The organism is Paenibacillus sp. MDV22-iso6 (assembly GCF_058408365.1).
Genome location: NZ_JBZVDZ010000013.1, coordinates 40,976 through 66,799 on the forward strand (window position 1 = coordinate 40,976; position 25,824 = coordinate 66,799).

At 44.5% G+C, this 25,824-nt stretch carries 27 protein-coding genes and 1 pseudogene; 10 read left to right on the forward strand and 18 right to left on the reverse strand.

Annotation, left to right across the window (positions count from 1 at the left end; translation table 11 throughout):
• Positions 1–210 precede the first annotated feature (210 nt).
• The 5 genes and pseudogenes from AC4PM4_RS27610 to AC4PM4_RS27630 form a co-directional block, all read right to left on the reverse strand.
• Entirely contained in the window at positions 211–1,218 is a 1,008-nt protein-coding gene (locus tag AC4PM4_RS27610) for a phosphotransferase enzyme family protein (protein WP_491615027.1), read from the reverse strand.
• A 388-nt stretch (positions 1,219–1,606) separates the two neighbouring features.
• Positions 1,607–2,188 carry a hypothetical protein gene (locus AC4PM4_RS27615; protein ID WP_400349193.1) on the reverse strand — a complete coding sequence of 194 codons (582 nt, stop codon included), beginning with the start codon at positions 2,186–2,188 and terminating at the stop codon, positions 1,607–1,609.
• A 5-nt stretch (positions 2,189–2,193) separates the two neighbouring features.
• Entirely contained in the window at positions 2,194–3,777 is a 1,584-nt protein-coding gene (locus tag AC4PM4_RS27620) for a glycosyltransferase family 39 protein (protein ID WP_491615028.1), read from the reverse strand.
• 201 nt (positions 3,778–3,978) lie between these two features.
• Positions 3,979–4,198: pseudogene (locus AC4PM4_RS27625) on the reverse strand (helix-turn-helix domain-containing protein).
• A 63-nt stretch (positions 4,199–4,261) separates the two neighbouring features.
• A complete protein-coding gene (locus tag AC4PM4_RS27630; protein ID WP_072735663.1) occupies positions 4,262–4,477 on the reverse strand; it encodes a helix-turn-helix domain-containing protein in 216 nt (71 codons plus the stop codon).
• A gap of 119 nt (positions 4,478–4,596) precedes the next feature.
• Here AC4PM4_RS27630 and AC4PM4_RS27635 point away from each other — a divergent pair, with 119 nt between their 5' ends.
• Together AC4PM4_RS27635 and AC4PM4_RS27640 are read left to right on the forward strand one after the other, a co-directional pair.
• Entirely contained in the window at positions 4,597–4,884 is a 288-nt protein-coding gene (locus AC4PM4_RS27635) for a DUF6809 family protein (RefSeq protein WP_072735664.1), read from the forward strand.
• A gap of 97 nt (positions 4,885–4,981) precedes the next feature.
• The gene (locus AC4PM4_RS27640) at positions 4,982–5,062 is read left to right on the forward strand and encodes a putative holin-like toxin (protein WP_350338901.1); all 81 of its coding nucleotides are present in this window, start codon (positions 4,982–4,984) and stop codon (positions 5,060–5,062) included.
• A 184-nt stretch (positions 5,063–5,246) separates the two neighbouring features.
• Here AC4PM4_RS27640 and AC4PM4_RS27645 read toward each other — a convergent pair whose 3' ends face one another.
• From AC4PM4_RS27645 to AC4PM4_RS27655, 3 genes are read right to left on the reverse strand one after another with little or no spacing between them, the layout of a single operon-like run.
• Complete coding sequence (locus tag AC4PM4_RS27645; RefSeq protein WP_072735665.1) at positions 5,247–5,780, reverse strand: isochorismatase family protein; 534 nt, start codon at positions 5,778–5,780, stop codon at positions 5,247–5,249.
• A gap of 48 nt (positions 5,781–5,828) precedes the next feature.
• Positions 5,829–6,215 (reverse strand): iron chaperone, encoded by a 387-nt coding sequence (locus tag AC4PM4_RS27650; protein WP_491615030.1) that lies wholly within the window; start codon positions 6,213–6,215, stop codon positions 5,829–5,831.
• A 43-nt stretch (positions 6,216–6,258) separates the two neighbouring features.
• Positions 6,259–6,921: a M48 family metallopeptidase gene (locus tag AC4PM4_RS27655; RefSeq protein WP_465115376.1), complete on the reverse strand. Its 663-nt coding sequence runs from the start codon at positions 6,919–6,921 to the stop codon at positions 6,259–6,261.
• Positions 6,922–7,091: 170 nt separating this feature from the next.
• Between AC4PM4_RS27655 and AC4PM4_RS27660 the strand changes: the two genes are divergently transcribed.
• Positions 7,092–7,850: a GNAT family N-acetyltransferase gene (locus AC4PM4_RS27660; protein ID WP_491615031.1), complete on the forward strand. Its 759-nt coding sequence runs from the start codon at positions 7,092–7,094 to the stop codon at positions 7,848–7,850.
• A gap of 126 nt (positions 7,851–7,976) precedes the next feature.
• Here AC4PM4_RS27660 and AC4PM4_RS27665 read toward each other — a convergent pair whose 3' ends face one another.
• From AC4PM4_RS27665 to AC4PM4_RS27675, 3 genes are all read right to left on the reverse strand, one after another.
• The gene (locus AC4PM4_RS27665) at positions 7,977–8,312 is read right to left on the reverse strand and encodes a hypothetical protein (protein WP_090955257.1); all 336 of its coding nucleotides are present in this window, start codon (positions 8,310–8,312) and stop codon (positions 7,977–7,979) included.
• 89 nt (positions 8,313–8,401) lie between these two features.
• Positions 8,402–8,821 carry an ester cyclase gene (locus tag AC4PM4_RS27670; protein WP_090955311.1) on the reverse strand — a complete coding sequence of 140 codons (420 nt, stop codon included), beginning with the start codon at positions 8,819–8,821 and terminating at the stop codon, positions 8,402–8,404.
• 185 nt (positions 8,822–9,006) lie between these two features.
• Positions 9,007–9,909 (reverse strand): SDR family oxidoreductase, encoded by a 903-nt coding sequence (locus tag AC4PM4_RS27675; protein WP_063567142.1) that lies wholly within the window; start codon positions 9,907–9,909, stop codon positions 9,007–9,009.
• Between the two features lie 390 nt (positions 9,910–10,299).
• On the opposite strand from AC4PM4_RS27675, the gene AC4PM4_RS27680 reads away from it, so the two are divergent.
• Entirely contained in the window at positions 10,300–11,283 is a 984-nt protein-coding gene (locus AC4PM4_RS27680; protein ID WP_491615033.1) for a MerR family transcriptional regulator, read from the forward strand.
• 26 nt (positions 11,284–11,309) lie between these two features.
• Here AC4PM4_RS27680 and AC4PM4_RS27685 read toward each other — a convergent pair whose 3' ends face one another.
• From AC4PM4_RS27685 to AC4PM4_RS27705, 5 genes are all read right to left on the reverse strand, one after another.
• Positions 11,310–12,770 (reverse strand): alpha/beta hydrolase family protein, encoded by a 1,461-nt coding sequence (locus tag AC4PM4_RS27685; protein ID WP_491615034.1) that lies wholly within the window; start codon positions 12,768–12,770, stop codon positions 11,310–11,312.
• 228 nt (positions 12,771–12,998) lie between these two features.
• Positions 12,999–14,378 carry an amino acid permease gene (locus AC4PM4_RS27690; RefSeq protein WP_488732333.1) on the reverse strand — a complete coding sequence of 460 codons (1,380 nt, stop codon included), beginning with the start codon at positions 14,376–14,378 and terminating at the stop codon, positions 12,999–13,001.
• Positions 14,379–14,553: 175 nt separating this feature from the next.
• The gene (locus AC4PM4_RS27695; protein WP_491615035.1) at positions 14,554–15,906 is read right to left on the reverse strand and encodes a sensor histidine kinase; all 1,353 of its coding nucleotides are present in this window, start codon (positions 15,904–15,906) and stop codon (positions 14,554–14,556) included.
• Positions 15,903–16,577: a response regulator transcription factor gene (locus AC4PM4_RS27700; RefSeq protein ID WP_063567131.1), complete on the reverse strand. Its 675-nt coding sequence runs from the start codon at positions 16,575–16,577 to the stop codon at positions 15,903–15,905. The genes AC4PM4_RS27695 and AC4PM4_RS27700 overlap by 4 nt, the downstream gene beginning before the upstream one ends.
• 54 nt (positions 16,578–16,631) lie before the next feature.
• Positions 16,632–18,605 (reverse strand): serine hydrolase domain-containing protein, encoded by a 1,974-nt coding sequence (locus AC4PM4_RS27705; RefSeq protein WP_491615036.1) that lies wholly within the window; start codon positions 18,603–18,605, stop codon positions 16,632–16,634.
• Positions 18,606–18,775: 170 nt separating this feature from the next.
• Here AC4PM4_RS27705 and AC4PM4_RS27710 point away from each other — a divergent pair, with 170 nt between their 5' ends.
• From AC4PM4_RS27710 to AC4PM4_RS27720, 3 genes are all read left to right on the forward strand, one after another.
• Entirely contained in the window at positions 18,776–19,141 is a 366-nt protein-coding gene (locus tag AC4PM4_RS27710; RefSeq protein ID WP_063567174.1) for a DUF6713 family protein, read from the forward strand.
• A 238-nt stretch (positions 19,142–19,379) separates the two neighbouring features.
• Positions 19,380–19,775 carry a hypothetical protein gene (locus AC4PM4_RS27715; RefSeq protein ID WP_491615038.1) on the forward strand — a complete coding sequence of 132 codons (396 nt, stop codon included), beginning with the start codon at positions 19,380–19,382 and terminating at the stop codon, positions 19,773–19,775.
• A 211-nt stretch (positions 19,776–19,986) separates the two neighbouring features.
• Positions 19,987–20,976 (forward strand): DUF4003 family protein, encoded by a 990-nt coding sequence (locus AC4PM4_RS27720; RefSeq protein WP_491615039.1) that lies wholly within the window; start codon positions 19,987–19,989, stop codon positions 20,974–20,976.
• Between the two features lie 96 nt (positions 20,977–21,072).
• Here AC4PM4_RS27720 and AC4PM4_RS27725 read toward each other — a convergent pair whose 3' ends face one another.
• The gene (locus AC4PM4_RS27725; protein ID WP_491615041.1) at positions 21,073–22,062 is read right to left on the reverse strand and encodes a phosphotransferase enzyme family protein; all 990 of its coding nucleotides are present in this window, start codon (positions 22,060–22,062) and stop codon (positions 21,073–21,075) included.
• Between the two features lie 249 nt (positions 22,063–22,311).
• Between AC4PM4_RS27725 and AC4PM4_RS27730 the strand changes: the two genes are divergently transcribed.
• Together AC4PM4_RS27730 and AC4PM4_RS27735 are read left to right on the forward strand one after the other, a co-directional pair.
• The gene (locus AC4PM4_RS27730; protein ID WP_491615042.1) at positions 22,312–23,256 is read left to right on the forward strand and encodes an alpha/beta hydrolase fold domain-containing protein; all 945 of its coding nucleotides are present in this window, start codon (positions 22,312–22,314) and stop codon (positions 23,254–23,256) included.
• Positions 23,257–23,368: 112 nt separating this feature from the next.
• Entirely contained in the window at positions 23,369–23,692 is a 324-nt protein-coding gene (locus tag AC4PM4_RS27735; RefSeq protein ID WP_064642206.1) for a hypothetical protein, read from the forward strand.
• Between the two features lie 143 nt (positions 23,693–23,835).
• Here the strand turns inward: AC4PM4_RS27735 and AC4PM4_RS27740 are convergent, their stop codons facing one another.
• Positions 23,836–24,051 carry a hypothetical protein gene (locus AC4PM4_RS27740; RefSeq protein ID WP_063567124.1) on the reverse strand — a complete coding sequence of 72 codons (216 nt, stop codon included), beginning with the start codon at positions 24,049–24,051 and terminating at the stop codon, positions 23,836–23,838.
• 397 nt (positions 24,052–24,448) lie between these two features.
• On the opposite strand from AC4PM4_RS27740, the gene AC4PM4_RS27745 reads away from it, so the two are divergent.
• Positions 24,449–25,789, forward strand: coding sequence for a lytic polysaccharide monooxygenase (locus AC4PM4_RS27745; protein ID WP_491615044.1), 1,341 nt, complete (start codon positions 24,449–24,451; stop codon positions 25,787–25,789).
• The last annotated feature ends 35 nt before the right edge of the window (positions 25,790–25,824 follow it).

A 25,824-nucleotide genomic window follows, 5' to 3' on the forward strand; every position in this document is an offset into this window, starting at 1 on the left:
GTTCGTTATGACCGTCCTCTTCATTCAATTGGTGAAACGAATTGTCGGTTTCCACTTGACCATGTAATCCAACATTGATGTTCTAATAAAAGGTATAGCGCTTAATCTAATGTTACAATGGAGACGAATAAAAAATCAATCATTATTTCGTTGCACTTATGCAGATGCCAGATTTAAGCTTAATCATCTTGACCGAAAAAGTACTGAGGATCAATTTGCCGGTAGTTGGAGGGGCTGCTGCTGACCAAACTGCTTTGATTTCACTGTCATCTCTTTATCCAGCCTTGCTCTTAATCCACTCATCCACTCCGGCTCATTTGCCCATTGTTCTGCCCCAGATCGAAGCACACGTACATAACCGTACAGATTGGCAAAGCGACGACATGCTGGGAACATCGACTCCATATCATAGGCGTCTCCTGCTTCTTTCCAATACCCTTGCAAGAATATTCGCTTCTTCTGTTCCCATTCATCCGGCTGAATTTCATCCCGTAAACTATCCAGACTCTGCTCCACATCCATTGCGTACCAGTGGTACATGGCGTCATCGAAATCAATGGCGTAACAGGAATGACTCTCCTCGTCATAGAAGACATTATCCAGTTCAAAATCATAATGAATTAACCCGAAGTTCTGCTCTGTAACGGGCCAATTTGCAAAATAATTCCGGAGAACTTCTACCTCATTGAGCGCCGCATTCTCGCCAGGGACCCCCCCCCCCAGAACGTCCTTCATCCAATCCAGTACATCGGTATACGTCCAGCGTTTTGCCTGTTTGGGTGTGTATTCACAAGATAAACGATGCAGCTTACCCAATGCCTCACCCAAGCTGTGCACGATCTGGTCATTTATATCGATACTGCCCATCTGGTTACCAGGAACTCGTTTGAATACAGAGGCATAATACATTCCCCAAGGCGCATGAGCCACTACCAGCTCTTTTCCTGCATGGGAAGGTACTGCTTCCATGGCGCCATATTGATTTAGTTTAAGATAGGACAGGAACTCCAGCTCCGCTGCAAGATTGGTTTGATTTTTCTCCTCTACAGGGGCAAAACGAAGCAAGTAAACCTCTCCCTGATCCCTGAACGGATACACGGCATTGGAGGATATACGATAATACTGGAACATGTCCAGTGACTCCGGATCATAACTCCAGTTTTTCAAAATCATCTCGGCGAGATCGTTATTATGGAATAAATATTTAAGTTTTAACATGGGCATATCTCCTTAGTGGTCATTTAATATAGAACGCTTTTAGCGTTCCGAATCCTATTTTTGCGCGCAAAAAGCCGCAGGCTATGCCTGCGGCTTTAAAAATTCTGGATACATGGGGTTTACTTGCATAATAAACAAACCTCGTGCATACCAGGAAAAATGAGCAGTTATATCCCTATATGTCGGCAGACTTCAGATCGTCACATTAGCAGACTCCAAATGCTTCGCCATGTGTTCGTTGCTCTGCCGGATCTATTCAGTTCGTAATCACCTTAATTGTTGTAGTAACGCTTTGCATCATCTTAGCCCGTCGTTTCATGACGCTCACTCCTTCCGAAAATCAAGTTATTTCCATAATACTCCATCAAGTGATCTTAGGCAACGAATATCAAGACTGTGTAACAACCATTCGCTCTACGGTCTCGGTGTTCTCCTTATACCAAACCATAACGACATCTCCCTCCTTCAGGTCAGACACCTGAAGGGATGAATTAGCATTTTGGTTGTTGCCTGGGGCACCCATGCCTTCCGTGATATCCACATCCTCACTGATGTCCAACTTCAGTTCAATGCCCGTATCTTTCATTTCCATGCTTCCGCCTCTGGAGGAGCCTGGTTGTCTTTCATTTCCATTAGTCGAGCCTGTGGATGAGTTATCCTCCACCTCAAGCAACGAGATCGTGACGGTACTCCCTGTGGCAGAGATCACTTTGCCTGTAAGATCGGCATTCATCATCCCCCGCATATCGTCCTGACCGCCTGTTCTGCCATTCATCCCTTGCCCTCCGCCCCTTTGTGCTCCTCCATTCATGCCCGGGCCACCGCCATTCATCATTCCGCCACCGTTCATGCCTTGTGCAGAACCGGTATTCGTAATGTTCTGGGCAGTAATAACATCACAAGCAGAGAGCAAAACGGAGCAGGTCAGCAGCAAGAGCATAGCCGATATGAGATAACCATTTTTTCGCATACGGATCACCCTTTTCTCAGGGAAGGACGTTCCCAGCCAAGTTTTCTATGAAACATGAAATTATACGCATCTTTAAATCCCACGTACGACAATACAATCAGCAGCGGATATACGGGGTAGATATACCTCGATTTAATCTCCCACAGAATATAGAACCCGATAAATCCGAGAATAACTAGAATCAAAGAGACTTCGTCATACCGCTTTCCACGAATTGCACCGACCAAACGAATGAAAATAAAACAGTACATCATGAAATTCATCACATAAACGATCCAAAGCACCCCCGTCCGGTAGACGGAATCTCCCTTGAATAAGTCTGTTACCGCATTGGTATAACTGTAGGAGCCGGCAATTCCGCCACCTCTTCCTCCTCCCATACCCGAGGAGCTTTCGTTGCCGATGCCATATCGATCCATTTGGTAGGTCCCTTCGGTCCAGGTCCAAATGATCTTTTTGTAATACATCTGGGCCAAGTCACTTAAGCTAGCTTCCGACAACTTGCGTTCAATCTCCTGCTTGTACAGTTCTGTACTTTCAGCTTTATTATAGTTGGCTTCTCTTTGATAAATTTGGTAGCTCTCCATGTTGTCCCAGAAGCCGAATCGTTCCAAATTAATACCCATGTTCAACCACATATAGACCGGTGCTGAATTTTCCCCAACAGGCTCACTTACAGCACCTGAAGATTTTAATACCGCATTCTGAGTCCATCCTGGGACGTTAAACAACATAGCCAGCACGAAGATGGAGGCAATCACTTTCTTGAATCCAATACTTCGCATATTCAGCAGGATGGTTAACATAGCAGCAATCAGCACAATTACGCCAATGCTTCGGAAGTAGTTGCCAATGGCGAGCAGAATGGCGGCAATAACGATCGTCTGCCAAGACTTTTCACGTATAAACCGAATCAAAAAGTATAAACAAGATGTCAGAAATGCCGTAGCAATAACATCGTTATAGATCAGGTTGTTCAGGAACAGGGATGGCAGATACGTGGCTGCAAAGATCAGAACCCCGTAATCACGTTCCGCGGACTTATGATTTAACTGTTTATAAATGAGATAAATCATTAATGTCGTTACCGTTGCAAACAAAATATTGAACAGCTTGATTACCAGATAATTATCCGGGAACAGGTACAGCAATGTCTTTAGATACAAGACGGTGGAAAAGTTGAACGGGAACATGTGCAGATATCCGCCCGATTCAAACGAAGAATAATCGTGATCGTAAAGCATGTTCATCGCGAGTGAAAGCACGGTCTGTGAATCATCCGTAGGCACTCGTGGAAACACGAAGATAATGATGATTTGAATGGCAAGAGAACATAGCAGCACCACCGGAATGACAACCTTTGGACTGTATTTGTTCAGCTTCAGGCAAAGACGGTATAGCCCGATACCCGATACTAGAAGCAAAGCAATCACCGGGATAAAAATACTCCACTGCTGCGTACCCAGAATCGGATTATCCCCATACAAGGTGTAGTTGTACTGCGCCCGGACAAACAGGGACGATACGATAAACACGCCGACAAAAACAAGCAGAATGAGATAAAGCGACTTATGGATCACCTTAGACATGCCAAAACTCCTTTTCCAGTACAGGATTCGGGAATAGTATAATGCCTCTACCTGAAAAAAGGCTGAATTCAGATTCGTGCTTAAGAATGCTCATTGAAGGATGATTTACAGCACAAAAAAAGACCATTCCTTGGATAAGGTAACGGTCCGTATTTCTATTTTTTTTAAAGAGTGTGTGGGCTTTAAGCTAATCGTTGAAGATCACTTCTCATCCTTAATAAACTCAATAATATCCTGGATCTCACAATCCAAAGCCTCGCATAATCGATTCAGCGTATCAAACTTCACACCATCTGTTTCCTCATTATATAATTTGGCAATCCCATTTCTATGTAGTCCGGTTAGTCGGGATAAATCGGGATAAATCGGCAATGTTAATTCTTTTCTCTCCCATAATGCGAGATAAATGAATCTTAATCATACAAAACAGGTATAACCCCATGATTGTAAAAGTGCACCTCAGCCTAATATTGCCTGTTAAACATCACTTCTCGTCAATATACTTGATTAAGTCGCCTGGCTGACATTCCAGTGCTATACAAATTTTCTCAAGGGTTTCGATTGTGATCGATTTGACTTCAAAACCGCTATCCGTTACCCATTGTCCAATGGTATTCGGACGAACTCCTGTTTTTTTAGCCAAAGCATACATAGACATACCCTTATCCTTCAGAACTTGTTCGAGAGTGAATTTGATCATCTGAAAACATCCCTTAACATAAAATATAGTAACTCTTGACGTTAATAACTAATTAAGTTATCATAACTCTATGAGTTATTAAATCTCTATAGTTCAATTCATAGAAAGTAGGAGAATGCATGATAGAATCTCTGGAATCTTTGGCAGAACCGTTAATCCGAACGCGCTTAGAGTTATTATACAACAATTTGTCTCACACGCAGCCTGATTATACCCAACTATCTGAAGAATCTGATCATTATTTTCATACCATCCGTCAAGCTTTACCTGAACATCTGAATCAGACCATTTTTTTATATGAAGATACTCAACTTTCTATGCAAACACTTCTGGAAAGAGAGATTTATTTACAAGGGTTTCGGGATGCCCTGCAACTAATGAGCGAGTTACATATACAAAGATTCTGACGCCATAGCTTCTTACAAAATATGCTATAATCAACAAAGCAATAGAATAGGCTTAAAGGGTCGGTCGGCTACCTCGCCATGAAGGGAGGGATGCCCTGTGACAGTTTTTGAAGCAATCATGTTGATGCTTACCTTCGGTACGCTCATCGTTGCCATTCTGTCCGATAAACGCAAATAGACCGCCCCCATAGCAAAGGATCGCGGTCTATTTCATCGTGCCCTTATGTTACCGAAGCCCACCGCCCTTAAAAGCGGCTATTGCTCAGAGGAGTCGTGTTACCAGCACGGCTCTCTTTGCATTTTACGTCTAATCTGCTCTAATTATACCATACTCAAATCTTTGAAGTCACATATAAACCGTGTTAATCATCGTACATTCTCTTATATTCATGCCAGTATAGAACCTCAATACAATTGGACCAGTTTAGAATCGAACCAACAAAGTCCTGAATATCCAACCCTGGCATTTCATACGTCTCTTCTGTGTTTACCGAACCCGTTGCATCCTCGATCAGAGTGACTTTGAATCCTTCATATTCCGCAGTAATTGCCGTAAACAGGCAACAATATTCTGTGTTAAATCCAACAATAAACACATGTTCCACCTGATGTTCATGAAGCCAATTCTTCAACTCCGGATTGCTAAAGGCGTTAGGTTTACTTTTTTCCAGAACCGTATGCCGCCCAGTGTCGACTACAATCTCCAGACCCGCAGCATTCTTGTAAAAAAGTGAAGACCCCTCGTGATCATAGTCTACATGTTTCAAGTAAATGATCGGTTCATTCCGCTGGTCAAATTCAGCGATAACCGCTTCAATTTTGCCTAGCTGTGCTGAGAAATCTCTCAATGACGTAATCCCGTATTGCACATCCAATACAATCAGGGCTTTGTTCATGCGCTCTCCCCTTGCTTTAGTAAATCGATAGGCGTTTCCCCAAATCCACTACTTCTTTCGCTTCTTTTCCTTAGCCTTCTCCACATTGACCTGCACCCGAAATTCCACGATCCGGCGGATTAATTCTTCTGGTAATGGTTGATCCAAGGGAAATTGCACCGATCCTTTGGCTCCTTTATACCGTGAGAGTTCTTCCTTAAACGCTTCGATCCCACTGGCACCTGGGTAAAATCCGATATGCTTGGAGTAGGCTGCAAAATGAACCAAGTTCCCGTGCTCTGCATACGTTGGCATCTTGTAACTGATCTTCTCCACGGCATTGGGAGCGGAATCGCGAATAACCTGTCTTAATGATTGTAATTTGACCTGTACATCCGAAGGAAATTGGGAGATATATTCATCTACCAACACATCAAAAGAGGTACTCTCTGACATCTTGAACTCCTTCCACCACGTCCATTCGTGGTATGGGCATTTTTCACAACGTCATGGCTCGGCCATTTCGCATCAGATAATCCTCCTTGGCTTTGTAGTCGGGCATAATACTGCCCACACGGCGCCAGAACGAACGATCATGATTCATATGATGGATGTGGCATAACTCATGAATGATCACGTAATCAATCACCTCTAGTGGAGCCATCGCCAAACGGTAGTTAAACGTCAGCTTTTTATCCCAACTGCAGCTTCCCCACTTGGTCGCCGATTCTACGATATCCACAGACTTCGGCTTCACCTTTAACTCCTGCTGGTAACGGCCGATGCGCTCACCGATCATTCTTTTACACTCGGCAAAATAAAACTTCTTCAGATTCGTACGCAATTCCTCTTCCGAACATCCCTCTACGTCAATTAACTCATGCAGTGCATGTTCTTTGCCAAAGAGCAGAAACTTCCCTTTGCCCTCCTCTTCATATTCTTTCGCTTGAGGACCGTCCAACGCTTGTTGCATCAGAGCAGATTTTGTCAAAATTACTTCCCCATGTTGCGCAACAAGCTGCCGGATCATGTCTTCGCTGGTACCATTGGGAGCCTTGATTGTGACCATATAGGGTAAATCCATCGTAATGGAAGCTTTCTTCCGTTTCCCATATTCGATGTGACAGTTAATGATGTGATTGTTTATTTCAATAGATAGCATAACCTGCTCCACTTCTTTCGATATTTCAATTTCATAATTTGGATTTATTCATTCAAATTGTAACCCATTCTGTGACTCTATGCATAATGTTCAGCGCTATTACATATTTTATATTGAATTTTTATTCATTAATATGTATTATTATAAAATTATAAGATAGGAGGATAGATATGATCCCTACATCGAATTCGGATTATAAAACCATTGAGGAACTATCACTCAACCATTGGCAGCCCTTATCCACCTTACTTTTTGACGGATGGGTACTGCGTTTTGCACAGGGATATACGAAGCGCGCCAACTCCATTCAACCCCTTCACTACTCTACCCAAGATGTGCATGAAAAGATCGAGCAATGCGAGCGAATCTACGCTTCCAATCAATTAAGTACCATATTCAAGATTACGCCGTTTATCCAGCCGGATCATCTCGACCAGCTTTTACATGAAAAGGGGTATGATGTTGTGGATCTGAGCCGGGTCCAGACTCGGAGCTTGGATACCATTAAGGAGCCTGAGCACTCTGCTGTAAAAATGGACGAACAGTTAACCGGAGAGTGGCTGGATCACTTTTGCAGACTAAATCAGGTAAATGATCTGCATCGGGGAACGATGGAACAAATGTTGACCAACATCCGTACGCGCACAGGTTTCATCTCGCTGTTCATCGACGGACAAGTCGTTGCTTGTGGATTCGGTGTGGTGGAACGAGGCTATATTGGACTGTATGACATTATTACGGACGCTAACTTTCGGAATCGGGGATTAGCCGAGCAGATGATCCTTCATCTATTGCACTGGGGAAAAGAGAATGGCGCTACCTCCAGTTACCTGCAAGTAGTTGCTAATAATGCTCCCGCAATAAAACTGTATGCCAAACTTGGATTCTCGGAAATCTATACATACTGGTATAGGGTCAAGAAAGCTTAGGCTATCCTACCATCACTTCACCACCATGAGCCGAGGGGGCTAGAATTTACAAACTTTTCAGTTTATTGAGGTCGGTACCCAGACACACACTCAATCTGCCGGACATCCCTTGTGCAGAAGACACGCTCACATAAAACAAACCCTTGACCAAGCTTGGTCACTCCAATAAGTATGCTCTTTTCCATCTGCTGGGACAGTATAATTCATTTTTGCGGTTCCAGCAGTAGATCCTTGGTTGATCGTGAACGTAAACACTTTCGAACCTGTGTTTTTAAAGCTCACCTTCACATATTCAAATCCCACCGGGATATTAAACTGTTTCGTAGTCGCAGTACCTGCGAGCTCCTCGTTATTAATTACTGATAATGCCGTGGATGTAGTGACAACTGTTTCATTATTCATTGATGCTGTTGTTATTACTGTAGTAATGATCGCGGTGGCGGCTAGAACAGCCATTGCCATTTTTGTGATGTGTTTTATGATGTCACCTCCACCTGCTATATCTCTGTATTATACAGTTTAATAAATCTCTCCTGTGAAAGAGCTGGTTATCAGCTCTGATTGCGCTCCAATTGTTTTTCGATCCCCAGCCTGTCGATCTGAATCCAGTATTCTGCAATTCTCTCATTCTCCACTCGATATACCGCACTCGCCATTTCAATCACGGGCAGGTTGGTCGGTGCATATCCATCCACTTCTCCAACATGAGTACCCACTTGTCTCCAGCGTACATATACTTTATCCCCCTGTGCAAGCAACTCCTGAATCTGCAGCGAAAAATCTCCGTACGCCTCAATCATTCCCCTCACATGATCCGCATAGACGGAGGGCGTTCTTGTGACTGTCACTTCCTCTTCTGAGATCACCTGGTGAGCCAGTACCTGCTCGGCCATTAGTGTATTGGCATAATCAAGATTGCGACCCGAGCGCACTTCTTCAAAAAAGGTTCTGACAATCTGTTCTGGCGTCATCCGATCCACTCCATTTTTCGTTTTATCATGCATTGTACCAGAAGGAATTATCATTTACTAATCGTTTTCCTGCAACTTCCAAATACTAATTAAATTTATAGTAGTTAGTTAACATTTATTAAACTTTTATGAATAAAAAAAGGTACTCCGCCCTTTCTAGACGTAGTACCTTCTCTATCCCTATATTACGGACTAACTGTACCGCCATTGGCGTTCAGTGTTTCACCGCTCACATAGCTCGATTCCTGACTCGCCAGGAACACAAACGCTGGCGCCATTTCCGCAGGCTGCCCTGCACGACCAAGCGGAGTATTAGATCCAAAATCAGCAAGCTTCTCTACGGGCTGTCCACCGACCACCTGAAGCGGCGTCCATACCGGACCTGGTGCGACAACGTTCACACGGATGCCTTTGCTGCCGACTTGCTGGGCCAGCGCTTTGCTGAAGGTGTTGATTGCAGCCTTTGTTGTCGCATAATCCAACAGGATTGGAGATGGCTTATATGCCTGAATAGAAGACGTGTTAATGATGGAGCTGCCTGGCTTCATGTGTTTCACAGCTGCTTTACAGAGCCAGAACATTGAATAGACATTGGTTTTGAATGTCGCATCAAATTGTTCTGTAGTCAGGTCGGCGATCTGCTCAACAAACTGCTGTTTACCTGCCACGTTGGCGAGGATATCGATCCCACCGAGCTCTTTTACAGCAGATTCAATGAGTTCTTCGCAGTATTTCTCATCCTTGAGGTCACCTGGAATCGCAACAGCCTTGCGGCCTGCTTCTTCGATCAGCTTGACCACTTCCTTCGCATCGGCTTCTTCCTCGGGAAGGTAAGCCAGAACGACATCCGCACCTTCACGAGCAAAAGCGATGGCGGCTGCCCGACCAATACCGCTGTCTGCTCCGGTTACAACAGCTTTACGTCCGGTCAGACGGCCGCTGCCTTTGTAGCTTTTCTCACCTGCATCAGGTACAGGAGTCATTTCACGTTGAAGCCCGGGCTCATCCTGCTGCTGCTTCCAATCTGATGTTGCCTTCGGATATTGTGTCGTCGGATCTTGCATGGTGTGCTGGTCTTGATTAGCCATGTACAATTCCTCCTCGGATTAATTTACACTCTATAAATAGAACGAAATGATTCTACACTGGTCACTACGCGGTCAGAGCAACCTTCCGATCGCTGTTATTCCCAGATTTTTTCTATCCCTAATTAAGGGGAAATCCGGTGATAAAGGCGAACGTTTCACTTCTCCAGGCTTTCTCTGCCCTCTACGTTATTGTGTAGAAAATAAGTTCAATTTAAATAGACTGTGTAAATTTAAATTTATTTATTATGTTGTTTTCATAAAAGTTGCACTCTTTCCTTTGTAACCGAGATGGGTGGAATTTAAACTGGCTCTGAACATTTCCATGGCAAACCTTCCGACTTGGAATCTCCTGTAACTGGAGGTTGTATAATAGATCCTGAGGTGATTTTATTGAATCAAAGCAAAGATACATATTCGATCGGTGAAGCTGCCAAAATGATCGGCTCGACTGTCAAAACGATTCGTTATTACGATGAAATCGAGTTGCTCCGGCCCTCTTTTCATACAGAAGGTGGTCACCGTCTTTATACACCGCAAGACGTATGGCGGCTGGAACTTATCACAACGCTACGCTATTTGAATTTTGGCATATCGGATATTCGCAAGCTGATGTCCGGTGAACTTGGCGTGTCACAGGCGCTGGATCTACAAATTGAAGCCCTGGAAACTCAGATCGGGACCATGAATTCCATGCTCTCCATTCTGCAACAAGCCAAAGAGCAGGAAGTAGAAGATACGCTTCATTCCGGACAGTCTCTTACCCATGTTTCAAGCCTGGTGGATTCGCTGACCGTCAATGCTCAAAAAAGAAAACAATTCATCTCCGCCAAAATGGAAGAATCTCACCTGCTGGACGGAATCCCCCACGAATGGAGAGTTTCGTTTCTGCATTTTTTCGATAAATACATGATGAAAGATACAAAGCTGTCTGCCCAGCAAACACTGGCATGGAAGGAAATCCAGGAAATCATCAACGATCCGGCCTACATCGCCGATCTGGCCCGCCTCGAACTTCCCTTCTTCACCATGGCGAATCATCCACAGATTGAAGCAGACGCCTGGGTGAAAAAAATGGAGACCATCCGTATTCGTGCCACCGAAGCTCTAAACAAACGTTGGCCGTTAGATAGCCCTGCAGTGCAGAGCATGGTGTGGGATTTTGTGATGATGTACGCCAGTATTGAACATGCTGGAGATCCGGAAGCATTTTTCCGCAAACAAGCTCGATATATGCTCGACTCCGTTACAGAGCGCATCCTTCGTTTTAACAAGCTCTGCAAGATCGTGAATCCTGAATGGAGCGAGATCGTGGACGGCATTAATCTGTTGCAGGAAGGCATGCGACTGCGGTTAAAACAAATGGAAGAAGTCTGAATTCCAGTCCTCTTCCATTTTTACATTCAACCTTTTTTCAATGAATAGGATGTGTGTTCTCCCACTTCACTGTCCAACTGGAGCGGTTGCCCTTTCAGATAGTGGTTAAAGAAGTCGATTGTTTTATCATTTACAATTTGGTGTGCTTTCCTTGCATCTACACCCTGTGACCATTCCAGAATGGGAGATACCAGATAGAGGTCCGAGAAGCTTAAATGTTTGGTATTACTCAGCTCCATCCAGTAGTTCCCTCCCGCGGTCACCGGTTCATAACGTGCATACACTTCTTCGTAATATTTCTCGGCTTCCGGACGAGTCGTACCCATAGCTGCAATCTCGTCGTCACTCATGACACTTGTACCTGCAACGGTTGTATCCGCGCTCATCATGAGAAACGGTTTGCCTACACCTTCAGCAGGAATACGCTTCTCTCCAAACAATACGCCATCCATGTTCATACCTGCTTTGACACGAGGATCATCCATCAGCATCTGTACGGTTGTTGCCCCGCCAAATGAATGTCCAAACATGCCGATGTTGTCCAGATCTAGATGACCGTTAAAACGCCCGTTTGCGTCATTGGCAGCCAGTTTCTCCACTTGATCCAGCACAAATTGCGCATCCTTCACCCATGTCTCGTTGAGCTTGTCCATATAACTGAACTGCAGTTGATCGAATCCTTCCTTGCCCTCCGATTCAAATTGCGACACACGCCCATCCGGGAATACCGAGACCAGACTGCTGTACGTATGATTAATGCCCACAACAATATAACCTTGGCTGACCAGTTGCTCCACCTGGAACGTATTTTGGCTTTCATATCCGTGTAGGCCATGAGAGAAAAGAATGACCGGATACTTGGCTTCCGCATCAGACAATGATGCCTCCTGAATAGCATGGGTTTTGACTTGACTCAGGTTTGAAAATAAAAGCTTTGGCAGCTTCAGCACATCATTAAAGGCTGTTGCATACACTTTCGGATCATTCACATAAGGAGTCGTTGTTCCCTTGGTGTCTTTATCCGTTGGATACCAGATCTGCACCATCAGTTCCCGTTTGTCTCCGGTAGTACTCGTCAGCAATTCCTCCCGGCTCTCATCCGTCCAATCGTAGGATACCGTACCGATTCCGTAAGGTCCTGTTGGTTTATCAAACGAAAATACCGGGAACAGGAGTGGCAGCCCGATTGTCACAGCAGCGTATACCAATACCAACAGCGATGTTCCGATGATTCGAACACGTCCGAATTTCCGCATAACGGCTGATTTTGACCTTTTAGCCATTAACACAATCAGTGGAACCAGTGTGAGCAAATACGCCGGAATCATGGGCCAACGCAATCCCTCCAGCACCCCATGTACCAGCAATAATACAACCGATATGACCCATCCTCCCCACACCATTTTCCGAGGTTTGTTTCGGCCCCCAATCAACCACACCAGCATTACTACATTGAAAATAAGATAAATCCATTCCAGTGTTCTCATTATTCCTTGCCCCCTTCTCTGCCACAACTGAAATTAAAATATATCGTGCAGCATCTCTTCTATTTCCAATCATAAAACCTCCAGTAACAGGAGATTCAAGCATGAATTTTGAAAACAAAAAAAATGCACTCCCTGTATGACACTGGATCTCCCGAAGGTTCTCCCATGTATTCAAGGAATGCACGTATGATATTACGATATTAACATCAACGATTTTATAATATGAGGCTAGTGATCTTCACCTTCATCTACCCGCTGTCTTTTTCCTATGCCAAATACAAAATAACCGATCACAACGATCGCCATAAATGTAGCCCCGACAATCAGGGGTAGCCGCGTATCCGGGTTAAATGCCATACCGATAATAACGAGCGTCAGATATACGATGATGATATAGTTGCTGATTGGGAACCATTTGGATTTAAAATTGTGTTCAGCCATCTCATTGCCCCAACGCTTTCTGAACCTGAACTGACTGAAGGCGAGTGCGAACCACGGAACCATCCCCGGAAGAACACTTGCGCTGTAGATATACAGGAACAGTTTGGAGTCCGGCATCAGGTAGTTGAGTACCACACCCACCAGCAGCAAGGAAATCGTAATGATAATACTGTTGCGGGGAACCCCGCCTTTGGACAGCTTTTTGAAAAAGGCCGGTGCCTGTCCATTCTCCGCAAGCGTGTAAAGCATACGTCCTGCACTATAGATCCCACTGTTACATCCCGACATCGCGGCGGTAAGCACAACAAAGTTGATAATTCCCGCAGCAGCGACAATCCCGACTTTGGCAAACGTCAGTACAAACGGACTTCCCGTCTCTCCCACTTCATTCCAAGGATACAATGTCACGATGACAAAAATGGCCCCAACGTAAAAAATGAGAATACGCCACACGATGTTTTTGATCGCTTTACGCAGCGTGATCTTCGGATTTTCTGCTTCACCTGCCGTAATCCCTACCATTTCAACGCCTTGATAAGCAGCTGTTACGATACACAGGGCAAAGAGGAAACCTTTGATCCCTCCTGGGAAAAATCCGCCATGGCTCACCAGATTCGATAGCCCAATGGGCTGCCCTCCGTTCCCCCAGCCGAAGAAGATCAGTCCGGTTCCAATCACGATCATGAAGACAATCGCCGTCACCTTGATCAGTGCAAACCAGAATTCGAATTCTCCATAGTACTTTACCGCTGCCAGATTCGCTGCTGCAATAATAAGCACCCCAGCCAAGGCAGGCAGCCATTGTGGAATATCCGGGAACCAGTAGCCTACATAAATCCCAATCGCGGTGACTTCCGCCATACCAACCGTTACCCAGAGGAACCAGTAACTCCAGGCAGTCAGGAACCCGGCGAGTGGACTGATATACTTATGAGCAAATGTGGCAAATGAACCGGTGACAGGCTCCTGAATCAACATTTCCCCCATAATACGCATGACAAAAAAGATAATGATCCCGGCCAGCAAATAGGCCAGCAGCACCGAAGGACCTGCCCATTTGATCGTACTTGCCGATCCCATGAACAATCCGACCCCGATTGTACCTCCGAGTGCAATCAGCTCTACATGGCGGGGCTTTAGCCCTCTAGATAGTTGCTTTGATTCCAAACGATTCTCCCCTTTTCACATTCACATTAACGCAATGCAGAATTACTTCACCAAATTGTACGAGATGTACCACAGAAATACAACAAGGAATGTAAGGAAGCGGATTCAGTGTACAGTAACATAAATAGAGCTACCAACAAATTAATGTTAGGCAGCCCTCAGCTACTTTTTTTAATTATCCTATAGGCAGATGAACCAGCACCGTCGTACCCTCACCCTCCTGGCTTTTCATTTCGACGGTTCCGTGATGGAGCATCACGATTTTCTTGACGATCGCAAGGCCCAGACCGTTACCACTGATGCTGCGGTTTCGCGACAGATCTGTTTTATAAAACCGATCAAACACATAATCGAGCTGCTCTGGCGCTATTCCAATGCCCGTATCCGTTATCGTGATGAGAATTTTGTTCTCTAACTGGTGCGTCCGTATATGAATATGCCCACCTGCTGGCGTAAACTTGATGCTGTTCCCCAGCAGATTCATCCAGACCTGATCGAGCTGATCCCGATCTGCTGTAACTTGAATCGGTTCTGCCAACTCCAGATGAACCTGAATATTTTTGGTGGACCACTGCGGCTCGCAGGTAACGATAATTTGCCGAATTTGCTCATCAAGATTATAGGTAGCCGCCTCGAACGGATGATGATCGGAGTCCAGAGATGCAAGCTCCAGCAGATTATCGCTAAGTCTGGATAGCCGTCCACTCTCCGTAATAATGATATCGAGGTAATAGTTACGATCAGCTTCGGCAACCAGGTTACTATTTTTCATCGCCATGGCAAATCCGGAAATAGAGGTCAGCGGGGTTTGAATCTCATGAGATACATTGGAAACAAAATCCTGTCTCATCTGTTCCAACTGTTTGAGCTCACTCGCCATCTCATTAAAGCTGTGTGTCAAAGCTCCCATTTCGTCCACACGTTTCGTTTGGATTTCCACGTCAAAATCACCCTTCGCCAGCTGTTTGGTTGCACGAGTCAATACCTGAATCGGTTTCACCAAGTACCTTGCAGCAATAAAAATACATAGGCTTCCGATAAACAGTGCGAGTAATAATATCAGGAGGACCATCCGATTAATGATATTTTCGTTCTGCGGGGAATATTGCATAAACACGGCTTGCGGCTCCCCTTGGAATGGGAAAGGAAGACCGATAAAGGTCTGATCCACCTCAGCCGGAGAACGATAGACCTGACCCTGCAATACCATTTGAACCACCTCTGGTGCAATTTGAACGGTCTGCGTATTGTCCAGATCATAGTATGTTACGTTGCCGGAAACATCATATAGATGAATGGGATAGGTGGATATCTTCACCATACTTTTAATGAATGCCTCCCGGTCCTCCGGGTGTGTTTGTTCATAGAGACGTATCATTTCCTCACCTGTTGCAATCATGTCATTCTGACCGAGATGGTTTACTTCTTTTTTGAACAGAAAGAGCCCTATGAGGAAAGACGACAGCAGGCTGAAAATAATGACAACCAGAAATGTGATAATGATGCGAACGTATAAGGTCTTGATCATGTGATCACTAACCGGTAGCCCAGACTTCGGGCCGTTTCAATCTGAAAATGGTGGGCATCACCAGCGAATTTTTCCCTTAATCGCTTAATGTGAACGTCAACCGTTCGGTCATCCCCTTCATAGTCGCTCCCCCAGATTTTCGTAATTAGCTGTTCCCGGGTAAATATCTGCCCAGGCTGATTCGCCAGCATGAACAGCAATTCGAACTCCTTTAAAGGCAGATTAAGCGTCTCCTCCCCTCGAATCACTTGAAAGCTGCGGCGATTCAGTGTAATGCCCCCCAATTGAATCGTTTGGGAAGAGACAATCAGATACCGTTTCAGCAATGCTTTCACTCTCATCACAAGCTCCAGTGGATCGAAGGGCTTCGTCAAATAATCATCTGTTCCAAGCTGGAATCCCTTCACTTTCTGAGCCGATTCCCCTTTTACCGTAACCATCAAGAGCGGCATATTCAGATCCATGCGCCGGATCTCCCGGCATAGTTCCCAACCATCCAATTTTGGCATCATAATATCGAGGATAACCAGATCAATTGGGGATTTCTCAACAATATCCAATGCTTCTGCACCGTCTTTAGCCACTACGATCTCAAATCCCTCATTCCGCAAAAACAAGGTAATCAGCTCACGAATGTGCACATCGTCGTCCACGACAAGGATTTGGGTCATATCAAATGCATGCCTCCAATATATTTCTTCTCCTCTTCCACCTGGGTGGAGGGTTCAACCAAAATGCCAGCCCAACAGATTCCAATGATAGAAAAATAAACATAAGGATACTGCTGCTAGAGTTACGAACGTATAATACACACGCTTAGGTAACGTCCAATATTTGTTTTTCCATGCCAGAACGTTCATTGTTACGATTGCCACACTCCATCCCACAAGAATCAGAGGCATGAACAGATAAAGACGTAGAGATAGTGGAATATGACTGAGTCGATCGATCAGATCTATGTTCATCACCAGAAGTGTAGCTCCCAAGGTCACCAATGACCACACGGACGTAACTACCGACAGCAGGACTGCCCATTTCTGCGCCCTTGGCATCGCTTTGATTTTGCGTCTACGATAAACAGCTCCCAGTAGTACGGTAATGAACAGAACGGCCGAGATACCGAGCAACGGAAGCCAGAACTTCGATTGATTAATTAACGGGGTTGGTTCCAGTGGCATGGGGTTGAGTATATCCAGAAACAGATACGTGACCTTGCCCTCTGTATCCGTACGGAATCCCATCTGATGCTTGCCGCCGACTTCCTGGAATAGATTCACTCCAATCGGAGTGTATACTTGCTGATCTGCACCACTTCCAATCGACAACCGGTTATCCGAAACTTCAATATTGATCTGAGTCAGAAAACTGAAAAACTTATCGATCTTCGTGTGATTACGACGTGTAAATTGATAGGAACCTGCATATTTCTCCAGAGGCTCCCCCAGTTCAATAGAGGTTGCAGCAGACTGATTCGTAATATGGGCAGGATAGTAACGATCAAAGAAGGCTTGCGCCAATCCTCCTGCTGCCGTTCCACCGTCCCCTCCACTATAGGAAACAAATATGCCGACTTGTTGGTCTGGTACAAGATAAAGCGCTGTATTAAATAGCTCGTCGGCACCTCCATGAGAGATCACACGCAGTCCATTCATGTCCAACTCATAAAAGCCCAAGTCCATGGCGGGTAAACGTTCGTCAAACTGGAATGCCGGGGAATGCATAAGCCTGGCGGTTTCCGGCTTGAGAATTTGCTTATCCTCATATTGTCCGTCCTGTAAATGGGCAATCATGAAATGAGCCATATCATTCGCCGAGACACTGCCTGATCCTGCAGGTCGGAAGCCGCCTTCAAACGTAGGGCGTTTGGTTACATACTCGCCATTAGCTCGGGCATATCCAAGTACGGCATAAGGCTTCAACGATGCCGGAACAGGCTCCTCCACCGTAGCATACTTCATGCTCAGCGGATCAAATATATTTTTCTGTATATAGTCATTATAAGCAATGCCACCAACTTCTTCGACGATAAGTCCCGCGAGTGAGGCACCATAGTTGGAATAGGCCATCATCTCGCCTGGAGGCATGACCCGTGCTGGCATATGGTTTGCCATTGTTTCTGCAATGGAAACGGGGAGCTTCTCTGGATCGGTGGTAATCTGATATCCAACACCGCCTTCCTCAAAGCCTGCCGTATGGGTCATGAGATGACGTAACGTAATTGGTTCCGCATAGGTTGGTGGTATTTTCACCGTTTTCAGATAGGTGTTAATGTCAGTGTCCAGATCAAGCTTTCCCTCCTCAACCAGCTGCATCACTGCGGTCCATGTGAACAGCTTTGTTGTCGACGCAATCCGAAACAGGCTGGTCTCGGGATCAACGGGTTTATTTTCTTCGATGTTCGAATGTCCGTACCCTTTGGAGAGTAGAATCTTCCCATCCTTCACAATTGAAATGACTGCACCCGGAATCTGTAAAGAATCCATTTGAACATCCATAATCCCATCAATGAATGCTCCTAACTGTTCTTTGTTATCCAGGTTAACAGGGATTCCCTTCTCTTGTGTACCAGAACTCAATCCGGAAGAGTAAGCCTCTGCTGATACGGGAGCTTTAATCCCTAACCAAGTTGCCCCTAGCGTAGCACCCAACAATACCAGTAACATCATTTTGCAAACCATTTTCCTTATCGACGATGACATAACAAACCTCCACCACTCCGTATATTTTGTGTTGATCACTGTTCCTCGCCTTTCTTTCGAGAGCATATCAAGAACGTATGAACGGAGCGTGAACCTTTTAGTCATATTTTGCCAAATATAATTGGCTTTAGTAAGATAGGGGAAGGTTGAATAAGAAAGGGAGAATGGGTATGCCTGACTTTTTACTAGTCTTGTTTTTGTTTAATTTATCTTTATTTCTATTGCACGAAATGGACGCCATTAGACGATCTGAGTGGAAATTGTTTATCGTGCTGAAAGATATGGAAGATGAAAAAGCCTATAAATGCTTCACATTCGTTCACCTACCACTCTACACCGTCATACTCGCACTGCTTTTCAGCTCATATCAAACGATTACGTTCTGGGTGCTGGATATATTTTTTATCATTCATGCGGTACTGCACCTATTTTTCGAAAAACACCCTCGTAATGAATTTAAGAATTCATTTTCCAGATCATTCATTTACCCCATGGGGATTATTGGGGCCATCCATTTGTTAGCGTTATTATTGTAATTTCATTAGATCGTACATTGAGAAATAAGAAACCGTATGACCGCCTAAAGCGGTCATTTTTTGTATACTCTTTTCCGCTATTTACAACTGTATTTTATTGGTATATATTATAGCCGTCAGGAATGTTAACGCTAACATAAACTGAAAAAAGGAGGATGTCTCCATCCATTTTCGAAAAGGTTTTCGTTTTAGTGAGGTTACCCTTTAAAACATTTCATTTTGAAAGGATGAGGTATCGATGAAAAAACTAAGCAGCACCTTATTTGTGTTTTTTATGGGCATATCCCTTATGTTTGGCCTGACCGCATCAGCTAATCCCGCCATCGTAAGTTATGGAGGCAGCTATTCCAATACGCTCACTGCTGGTCAAGGATACACCTACATTCTCCCGAATGCCAAAACCACCGGTACGAGCGTAAAAATTACGGCATCCGCAGCCAATGCACTTCAACTGCACTACTACTGGAGCTACAATAATACGACAATCGATCTGGGGACAGCCATCGTAAATAGCACCAATTACAACGGCGGATCAGGCTACTACAATCCTGGCACTCTGGTCACTGTGGTAGAACGCGCACCCGCATCCACGACGTTGTACCCTTCCGTATCCTACACAATTTCTTTCAATTAACAATACGAACGAACACATAGTAACTATTCTTATATGAAGATTTAAATACATGAACTCTTTCAGTTAAATCAAAAATGCACCTCTTAGAAGTACAAATTGGAGCCTGCCAAGGAATCCATAAACTTCTGTTGGGGTGCTTTTTATCTGTTAACGGTGAGGCCCCATTTATAGTAAACTGGAGAAAAGGTCCAATCTCTCGGGAGGTCTGCTTATGCACGAGCAACATGCTGCACGAGTCGAGTTATTCGTTTCCAACACTCAGATCATCAAGAAATCATTCAAGTGGCAAAATGTGATGATGCACCGTCTGGCGGCCCTACTATATGCAGCGGAATATAAACAAGCCGATGGCGAGGCTATTCGTCAAAGTCATGAATTGATTAAGCAAAACACCAATCTCTTCTCGGCCTTCAGGGGAAATTCGGCGATCAGCGTCGCCACCTTGCTCTCGCTTACAACAGATCAGGAAAAGAAACTGGAAGACACTCTCTTTATCTATGATCTGCTGAAAAAAGTGAAATTTCGTACGTCCGATTTTCTGGTTATTGCCGCCTATCAGATTGCAGCTCACGCGGCGCCTGACCAATTCGAGCTTAAGGTCGAACGAGCCAAAGCATTTTATGATCACATGAAAGCCCAACACCGCTTTCTTACCGGACAGGACGACTATATTTTCGCTGCCATGCTGGCCCTTTCCGATCTCGACGTAGAATCCGGTGTGACCCGTATGGAGCAGCTCTATGCAGAATTAAAACCTGAGTTCTCACCGGGCAATAGTGTGCAGGCATTAACGCAGGTGCTGGTCCTAGGCGATGATAATCCGGAGGCGGGGGCTCATGTGATAGCGTTAAATGAGGCATTCCGCAGACGGGGAATACGATTAGACAAAATGTACACCCTGCCGGCTCTGGGGATCCTCTCCTTACTGCCCGCTGACATTGATACGCTAGTAGAACAAGTTGAGGAAACGTATGAATGGTTACGCACACAAAAGGGCTTTGGTGCCTGGTCAATTAACAAACAGGAATTGCTGCTGCTCTCGTCCTCGCTGGTGGCTGTGCAATATGTGGAGGATCTTCGAAACGGCGTCCTGACCACGACGGTCTCCACCAGCATCACCAACATTATCATTGCCCAACAGGCCGCCATGGCCGCTGCTGCAACATCGGCTGCCGTCGTAGCTTCGACTTCATCGAACTAAGTAAAGGTCATGACATGAATCTTACAAAATAAAACAGGCCCTCTGGAACCATCCAGAAGGCCTTCTTCATTTGAATCCAATTGCTTTAAGCCATCACTACTCAACAATTCCCGTATCCCGGAACTCTTCCACGAAACTATTTAACCAATCCGAACCATAATCCAGCGCACCCATATCACTTTCGATAAAAGCAACATCAAGACCCATAACCCAGAATCGGCGAGCAATAATAAAAAGATCAACAGCCTGTTCATCTTCGGCAGAGAAGCTTCTTACCGAACGATATCCTGCCATCAGCGCACTCCATAACACTTCTTTTTGCTCACCAGACTGTCTCTTTCGAGCCTTCACCTGCGCCAGATCGTAGGCACGCCAGCCTTTAGCCGCCCACTCAAAGTCATAATGGATGAACTGATTCCCCTGTTGAAAAGCGTTATTGTTCCCATGCATATCGCCATGGCACAGCCCCTTGTCCAAACCTAGTTTGGATGCGACGCCGATTCTTTCTTTTAACTCTCTAGCAAACGTATTTAGAAATGATGCTGCTTCATTTTTTTCACCGATGTAGTTGATGATTCGTTCAAGAGGCTCGTCAATGAGAAACTTCGTATCCAACTCATATCGAGGCTGCTCCAATACCACTTGGTCCATCGCTTTATGCAGCTCAGCCGCAGACTGACCAAAAGCGTAACACGACTCTTCATCTTCAAGGTTGTTTTCGATACCCTCAATATACCGAAACATCACAGCAACCCGCTTGCCTTCCGCGGCCTCCAACACCGTATATCCAGTATGATCTTTCTTCTCGATGTGTTCTCCAATATCGGTATGTACAGATGAATCTAAAATGCCCTTTAATTGAGATAACAGGGAGAGTTCGTACTGAACATCAACCTCCGTAATTTCAGTACGGTAGACACGAAGAATATACATGCCAGAAGAAGTACGTACCCGGTAGGTATCATTTAACCCTCTCAGCCAAAATAAACATTCTTCCCACGATCCGATGTCATATTGATCACTCAATACAAACTCCAGATATTTAGGGTTGAGCACAGAACGTAAAGCAGTCGCTTGATTGAACATATGTATGCTCCTTCAGTTTGATATGATCATCACTATAGTTACAGATAAATGATCCCTTCATCTATCAACCTATAACATAGTATATTTTTAATTTATTTTCCAGAATATATATTTAATCGGGTGAATCCTTAGCTGAATTCATTTCGCCTCTTTTATGCGCACCAATCACTTTCCCAGCCTTGACCTTGAAGTATACTTCAGGCTTTATACTATAGATATCATACTTTATGGATGAGAGGCGGCGCACAGATGAGTGTGAATATATATAACAAAAAACGCTCTATCAAGAGCTATTTACTAGAAAAATACATTGGAACTTTAGATAGCAAGAAGAATTTATCCACGCGAGAAAACACCCTGAAGCACTTGGAACACATGGGTGTAGAGAACACTAAACCTTATGAGCTGGGTAAGGTTAAATTAATCTCTTCAGTAAATGAACGTTCCTTTGAAGACATGCAGGTATTTACTTTGAATGACCAGATGTCTGCTGATCAAAAAGTGATTCTATATATACATGGCGGCGCTCATACGCACCAGCCTCTAACCTTTCATTGGAAGTTCATGGACCGCATCGCACAATCGTTGAATGCCAAAGTTATAGCACCCATCTATCCCAAAGTGCCTCATTTCAACTACCAGCATACATATCCAAGACTCTTGAACTTATACCGTGAAATCATTGAATCGATAAAGAGTCCTGCACAACTTACCATTATGGGAGATTCAGCGGGAGGAAATATTTCGCTTAGCTTTGCACATTACATCAAGACGAATCTTCTTCCTCAACCCAAAGATATCATTTTGTTATCTCCATGTGTGGATATGGTTCTGGACAACCCGGTCATATTCGACTATGAGACCCGAGATCCGATGCTGGCTGTGGAAGGCTATGATGTGATTCGGAGAATATGGGCGGCAGATAAAGATCTGGATGATCCACTGATTAGTCCAATCTATGGAGATTTCAAAAGACTCGGAAAGATTACCATTTTCATCGGAACTCATGAAGGTTTATTTCCCGACAACATGAAGCTCGACAAACTGCTTACCGACCAGGGCATTGACCATAATACCTTTGTATATCCCAAAATGAATCATGTCTTTGTGCTTTACCCTATTCCTGAAGCCAAGGATGCAGAGCACAAAATCATTAATATTATTAAGGATGCATCACATGAAATGCATATATGAGACGACTATTGAAAAAAAACCAGAAAAATCATATTCAGCCCTTGTAAATTGTATTATTCCGGGTATAATACTCGGTATATAGAAAAGAGTAGCTGACTGGAGTGATAACGCCATGGATTCTTTGACACAAACTTGGGTTAACGATTATTTGGACCTATATAATTATGCCCGTACCATAGAAGACTCGGAATGGGCTGAAGATATTCTCAGGAAGCTTCAAGATCAGAAGGACGCGTTACTGGAGGAAGAACGAAAAGCGATACTGCTCCGTGAGCTGCTTACAAGCTACGACCGGATCAACAAACAACTGGTAGACATTTTCAGCAAGCTGAGAGTCGCTTCAGAGGGTTACCAGACTGAGTCTTTACAGGAGCAATGGTTCAAATTAAAGCTAATGCGAATTGATGTCTCTCGTAAGATTCTTCAATATAAATAAAATAAACAAGAAAAAAAGCCGGTCTGCAGTTCGTCTGCTTAACCCGCCTTGATTAAAGGCTTGCTATTCTTTTGATGCGTACAGTCAACTGTTCCACACATATATAAAGCCCGCCAGCTTTACATGAAATGAATGATCGATAATTACATGGATGCTTTCTTCATGTTGCTCATCATGCCCATCATTGTGGTCATCATTTCGTCGCATTCTTGCATACAGGACATCATTTTATTCATGTCCATGCCTTCCATCATGCTTTTGTCTTCCATGCATTCCATCATCATCTTCATGGATTTCATCTTGCACATCATTTCTTCCATACACATGTTCATCATCATGTTCATACACATATTTTCCATTTCAACTTCCTCCTTTCAAATATAGTAAACTTCCTTTTTTTAGCATAAACCATTCCCCACTTAAAAGCAATCTTTTTCCTCTTGCCTTTTCTGTAAAATCGATGTATAATACGCATTTTACTTATCAATCCAGTCGGAAATAAAGGCTTTTGTGGAGAGATGATCTCTCCGCAAAGGCCTTTTTGTATGCCTACCTAAGTCTTGAATAACTGGATTATCTATCAAATTTATCCTTGTTCAGCAAATGTAGGTCCTTTACAATAACTTTAGAAATTCCCGTATATCGATTTCTTTATCAAACGATATCCATATATGGTATATGGCATAGCACTTCCTTAATTACGATATAAGCTCTTACTTGAGTTTATATAAAAAAAATGATACAGGAGGCTATCGAATGTTCAGATTCATTTTACCGTCTTCAAAGCTAGTATTGATTTGCTGTCTGCTGGTGCTTACAACGGTAAGCATGCTGTTCAACAGTCCAAAGGCGTTGTCACATGGTTACGTAGAAGGGCCGGCGAGCCGAGCTGCACTGTGTGCTTCGGGAGTCAATCAAGATTGCGGCAGTATCGTGTATGAACCCCAAAGCCTGGAAGCACCTAAAGGCTTCCCTACTGCAGGACCTACGGACGGCCATATTGCAAGCGCTAACGGCGTCTTCCCTAAGCTCGATGAGCAATCCGCCACACGTTGGTCGAAAGTGAATATGTCTAGTGGCAGTAATACGTTTACTTGGAAGCTGACAGCTAACCATTCAACGGCAAGCTGGAAATATTATATTACGAAAACGAACTGGAATCCGAATGCACCTCTATCCCGTGATTCGTTTGACCTAACACCGTTCTGTTCAGTTCCTTATAATGGCAGCCAACCACCATTTAGCTACACCAACTCATGCAACGTACCCGAACGTAGCGGTTATCATGTCATTCTAGCAGTCTGGGAGGTTGCGGATACTCCCAACGCCTTCTATAATGTCATCGACGTAAACTTCTCCGGGACAAACCCGGTTGATAATGTGGCACCAACACCTCCAGCTTCACTTGCGGCAACTGCAACTGCTGCGACCAGTACATCCTTATCGTGGAAGGCTTCCACAGATAATGTAGGCGTAACGGGGTATAAAATTTACAACGGGACTACCTTAATCGGCAATGTATCCGGCACAACTACAAGCTATACCGTCACAGGGCTGACAGCAAGCACGGCCTATACCTTTACTGTCAAAGCAGTCGATGCAGCAGGCAATGAATCTGCAGCCAGTAATAGTGTAAGCGTTACCACAACTGCACCTCCTGCAAACGACACTACCGCACCTACATCTCCAGGCGGGCTGCATGTAATGGGAACACCAACCGCGTCCAGCATTCAACTGATGTGGACGGCATCCACGGATAATGTAGGCGTGACAGGGTATAAAATTTATAACGGCTCTACTTTAGTTACAACGACATCCGGGACGGCAACGTCATATACGGTAACCAATCTTGAAGCGAACACAACATACAACTTTTCGGTTTATGCTGTTGATGCAGCAGGCAACCAATCTGCTGCTAGCACAGTCAGCGGTAAAACAGCCGCTGCTTCTACTGCACCTGCATGGGCAGCTAATACTCAATACACAGCGGGTACAATCGTGAGCTACAATAACTTGACTTACAAATGCCTTCTTACACACACGTCTCAAGTGGATTGGATCCCTTCGGCAACACCAACCCTCTGGCAGCTGCAATAACGGGATTGACTGGAGGATTAGTTAAAAAGAAGTCC

Bases quoted from the DNA above. Each gene is read 5' to 3' on its own strand.
- AC4PM4_RS27725 (WP_491615041.1), bottom strand. From the start codon at position 22,062: ATGTTCAATCAAGCGACTGCTTTACGTTCTGTGCTCAACCCTAAATAT.
- AC4PM4_RS27720 (WP_491615039.1), top strand. From the start codon at position 19,987: ATGCACGAGCAACATGCTGCACGAGTCGAGTTATTCGTTTCCAACACT.
- AC4PM4_RS27665 (WP_090955257.1), bottom strand. From the start codon at position 8,312: ATGGCAATGGCTGTTCTAGCCGCCACCGCGATCATTACTACAGTAATA.
- AC4PM4_RS27660 (WP_491615031.1), top strand. From the start codon at position 7,092: ATGATCCCTACATCGAATTCGGATTATAAAACCATTGAGGAACTATCA.
- AC4PM4_RS27710 (WP_063567174.1), top strand. From the start codon at position 18,776: ATGCCTGACTTTTTACTAGTCTTGTTTTTGTTTAATTTATCTTTATTT.
- AC4PM4_RS27745 (WP_491615044.1), top strand. From the start codon at position 24,449: ATGTTCAGATTCATTTTACCGTCTTCAAAGCTAGTATTGATTTGCTGT.
- AC4PM4_RS27675 (WP_063567142.1), bottom strand. From the start codon at position 9,909: ATGGCTAATCAAGACCAGCACACCATGCAAGATCCGACGACACAATAT.
- AC4PM4_RS27655 (WP_465115376.1), bottom strand. From the start codon at position 6,921: ATGCTATCTATTGAAATAAACAATCACATCATTAACTGTCACATCGAA.
- AC4PM4_RS27685 (WP_491615034.1), bottom strand. From the start codon at position 12,770: ATGAGAACACTGGAATGGATTTATCTTATTTTCAATGTAGTAATGCTG.
- AC4PM4_RS27645 (WP_072735665.1), bottom strand. From the start codon at position 5,780: ATGAACAAAGCCCTGATTGTATTGGATGTGCAATACGGGATTACGTCA.
- AC4PM4_RS27670 (WP_090955311.1), bottom strand. From the start codon at position 8,821: ATGACGCCAGAACAGATTGTCAGAACCTTTTTTGAAGAAGTGCGCTCG.
- AC4PM4_RS27735 (WP_064642206.1), top strand. From the start codon at position 23,369: ATGGATTCTTTGACACAAACTTGGGTTAACGATTATTTGGACCTATAT.
- AC4PM4_RS27650 (WP_491615030.1), bottom strand. From the start codon at position 6,215: ATGTCAGAGAGTACCTCTTTTGATGTGTTGGTAGATGAATATATCTCC.
- AC4PM4_RS27610 (WP_491615027.1), bottom strand. From the start codon at position 1,218: ATGTTAAAACTTAAATATTTATTCCATAATAACGATCTCGCCGAGATG.
- AC4PM4_RS27620 (WP_491615028.1), bottom strand. From the start codon at position 3,777: ATGTCTAAGGTGATCCATAAGTCGCTTTATCTCATTCTGCTTGTTTTT.
- AC4PM4_RS27705 (WP_491615036.1), bottom strand. From the start codon at position 18,605: ATGTCATCGTCGATAAGGAAAATGGTTTGCAAAATGATGTTACTGGTA.
- AC4PM4_RS27740 (WP_063567124.1), bottom strand. From the start codon at position 24,051: ATGGAAAATATGTGTATGAACATGATGATGAACATGTGTATGGAAGAA.
- AC4PM4_RS27700 (WP_063567131.1), bottom strand. From the start codon at position 16,577: ATGACCCAAATCCTTGTCGTGGACGACGATGTGCACATTCGTGAGCTG.
- AC4PM4_RS27730 (WP_491615042.1), top strand. From the start codon at position 22,312: ATGAGTGTGAATATATATAACAAAAAACGCTCTATCAAGAGCTATTTA.
- AC4PM4_RS27615 (WP_400349193.1), bottom strand. From the start codon at position 2,188: ATGCGAAAAAATGGTTATCTCATATCGGCTATGCTCTTGCTGCTGACC.
- AC4PM4_RS27715 (WP_491615038.1), top strand. From the start codon at position 19,380: ATGAAAAAACTAAGCAGCACCTTATTTGTGTTTTTTATGGGCATATCC.
- AC4PM4_RS27630 (WP_072735663.1), bottom strand. From the start codon at position 4,477: ATGATCAAATTCACTCTCGAACAAGTTCTGAAGGATAAGGGTATGTCT.
- AC4PM4_RS27695 (WP_491615035.1), bottom strand. From the start codon at position 15,906: ATGATCAAGACCTTATACGTTCGCATCATTATCACATTTCTGGTTGTC.
- AC4PM4_RS27635 (WP_072735664.1), top strand. From the start codon at position 4,597: ATGATAGAATCTCTGGAATCTTTGGCAGAACCGTTAATCCGAACGCGC.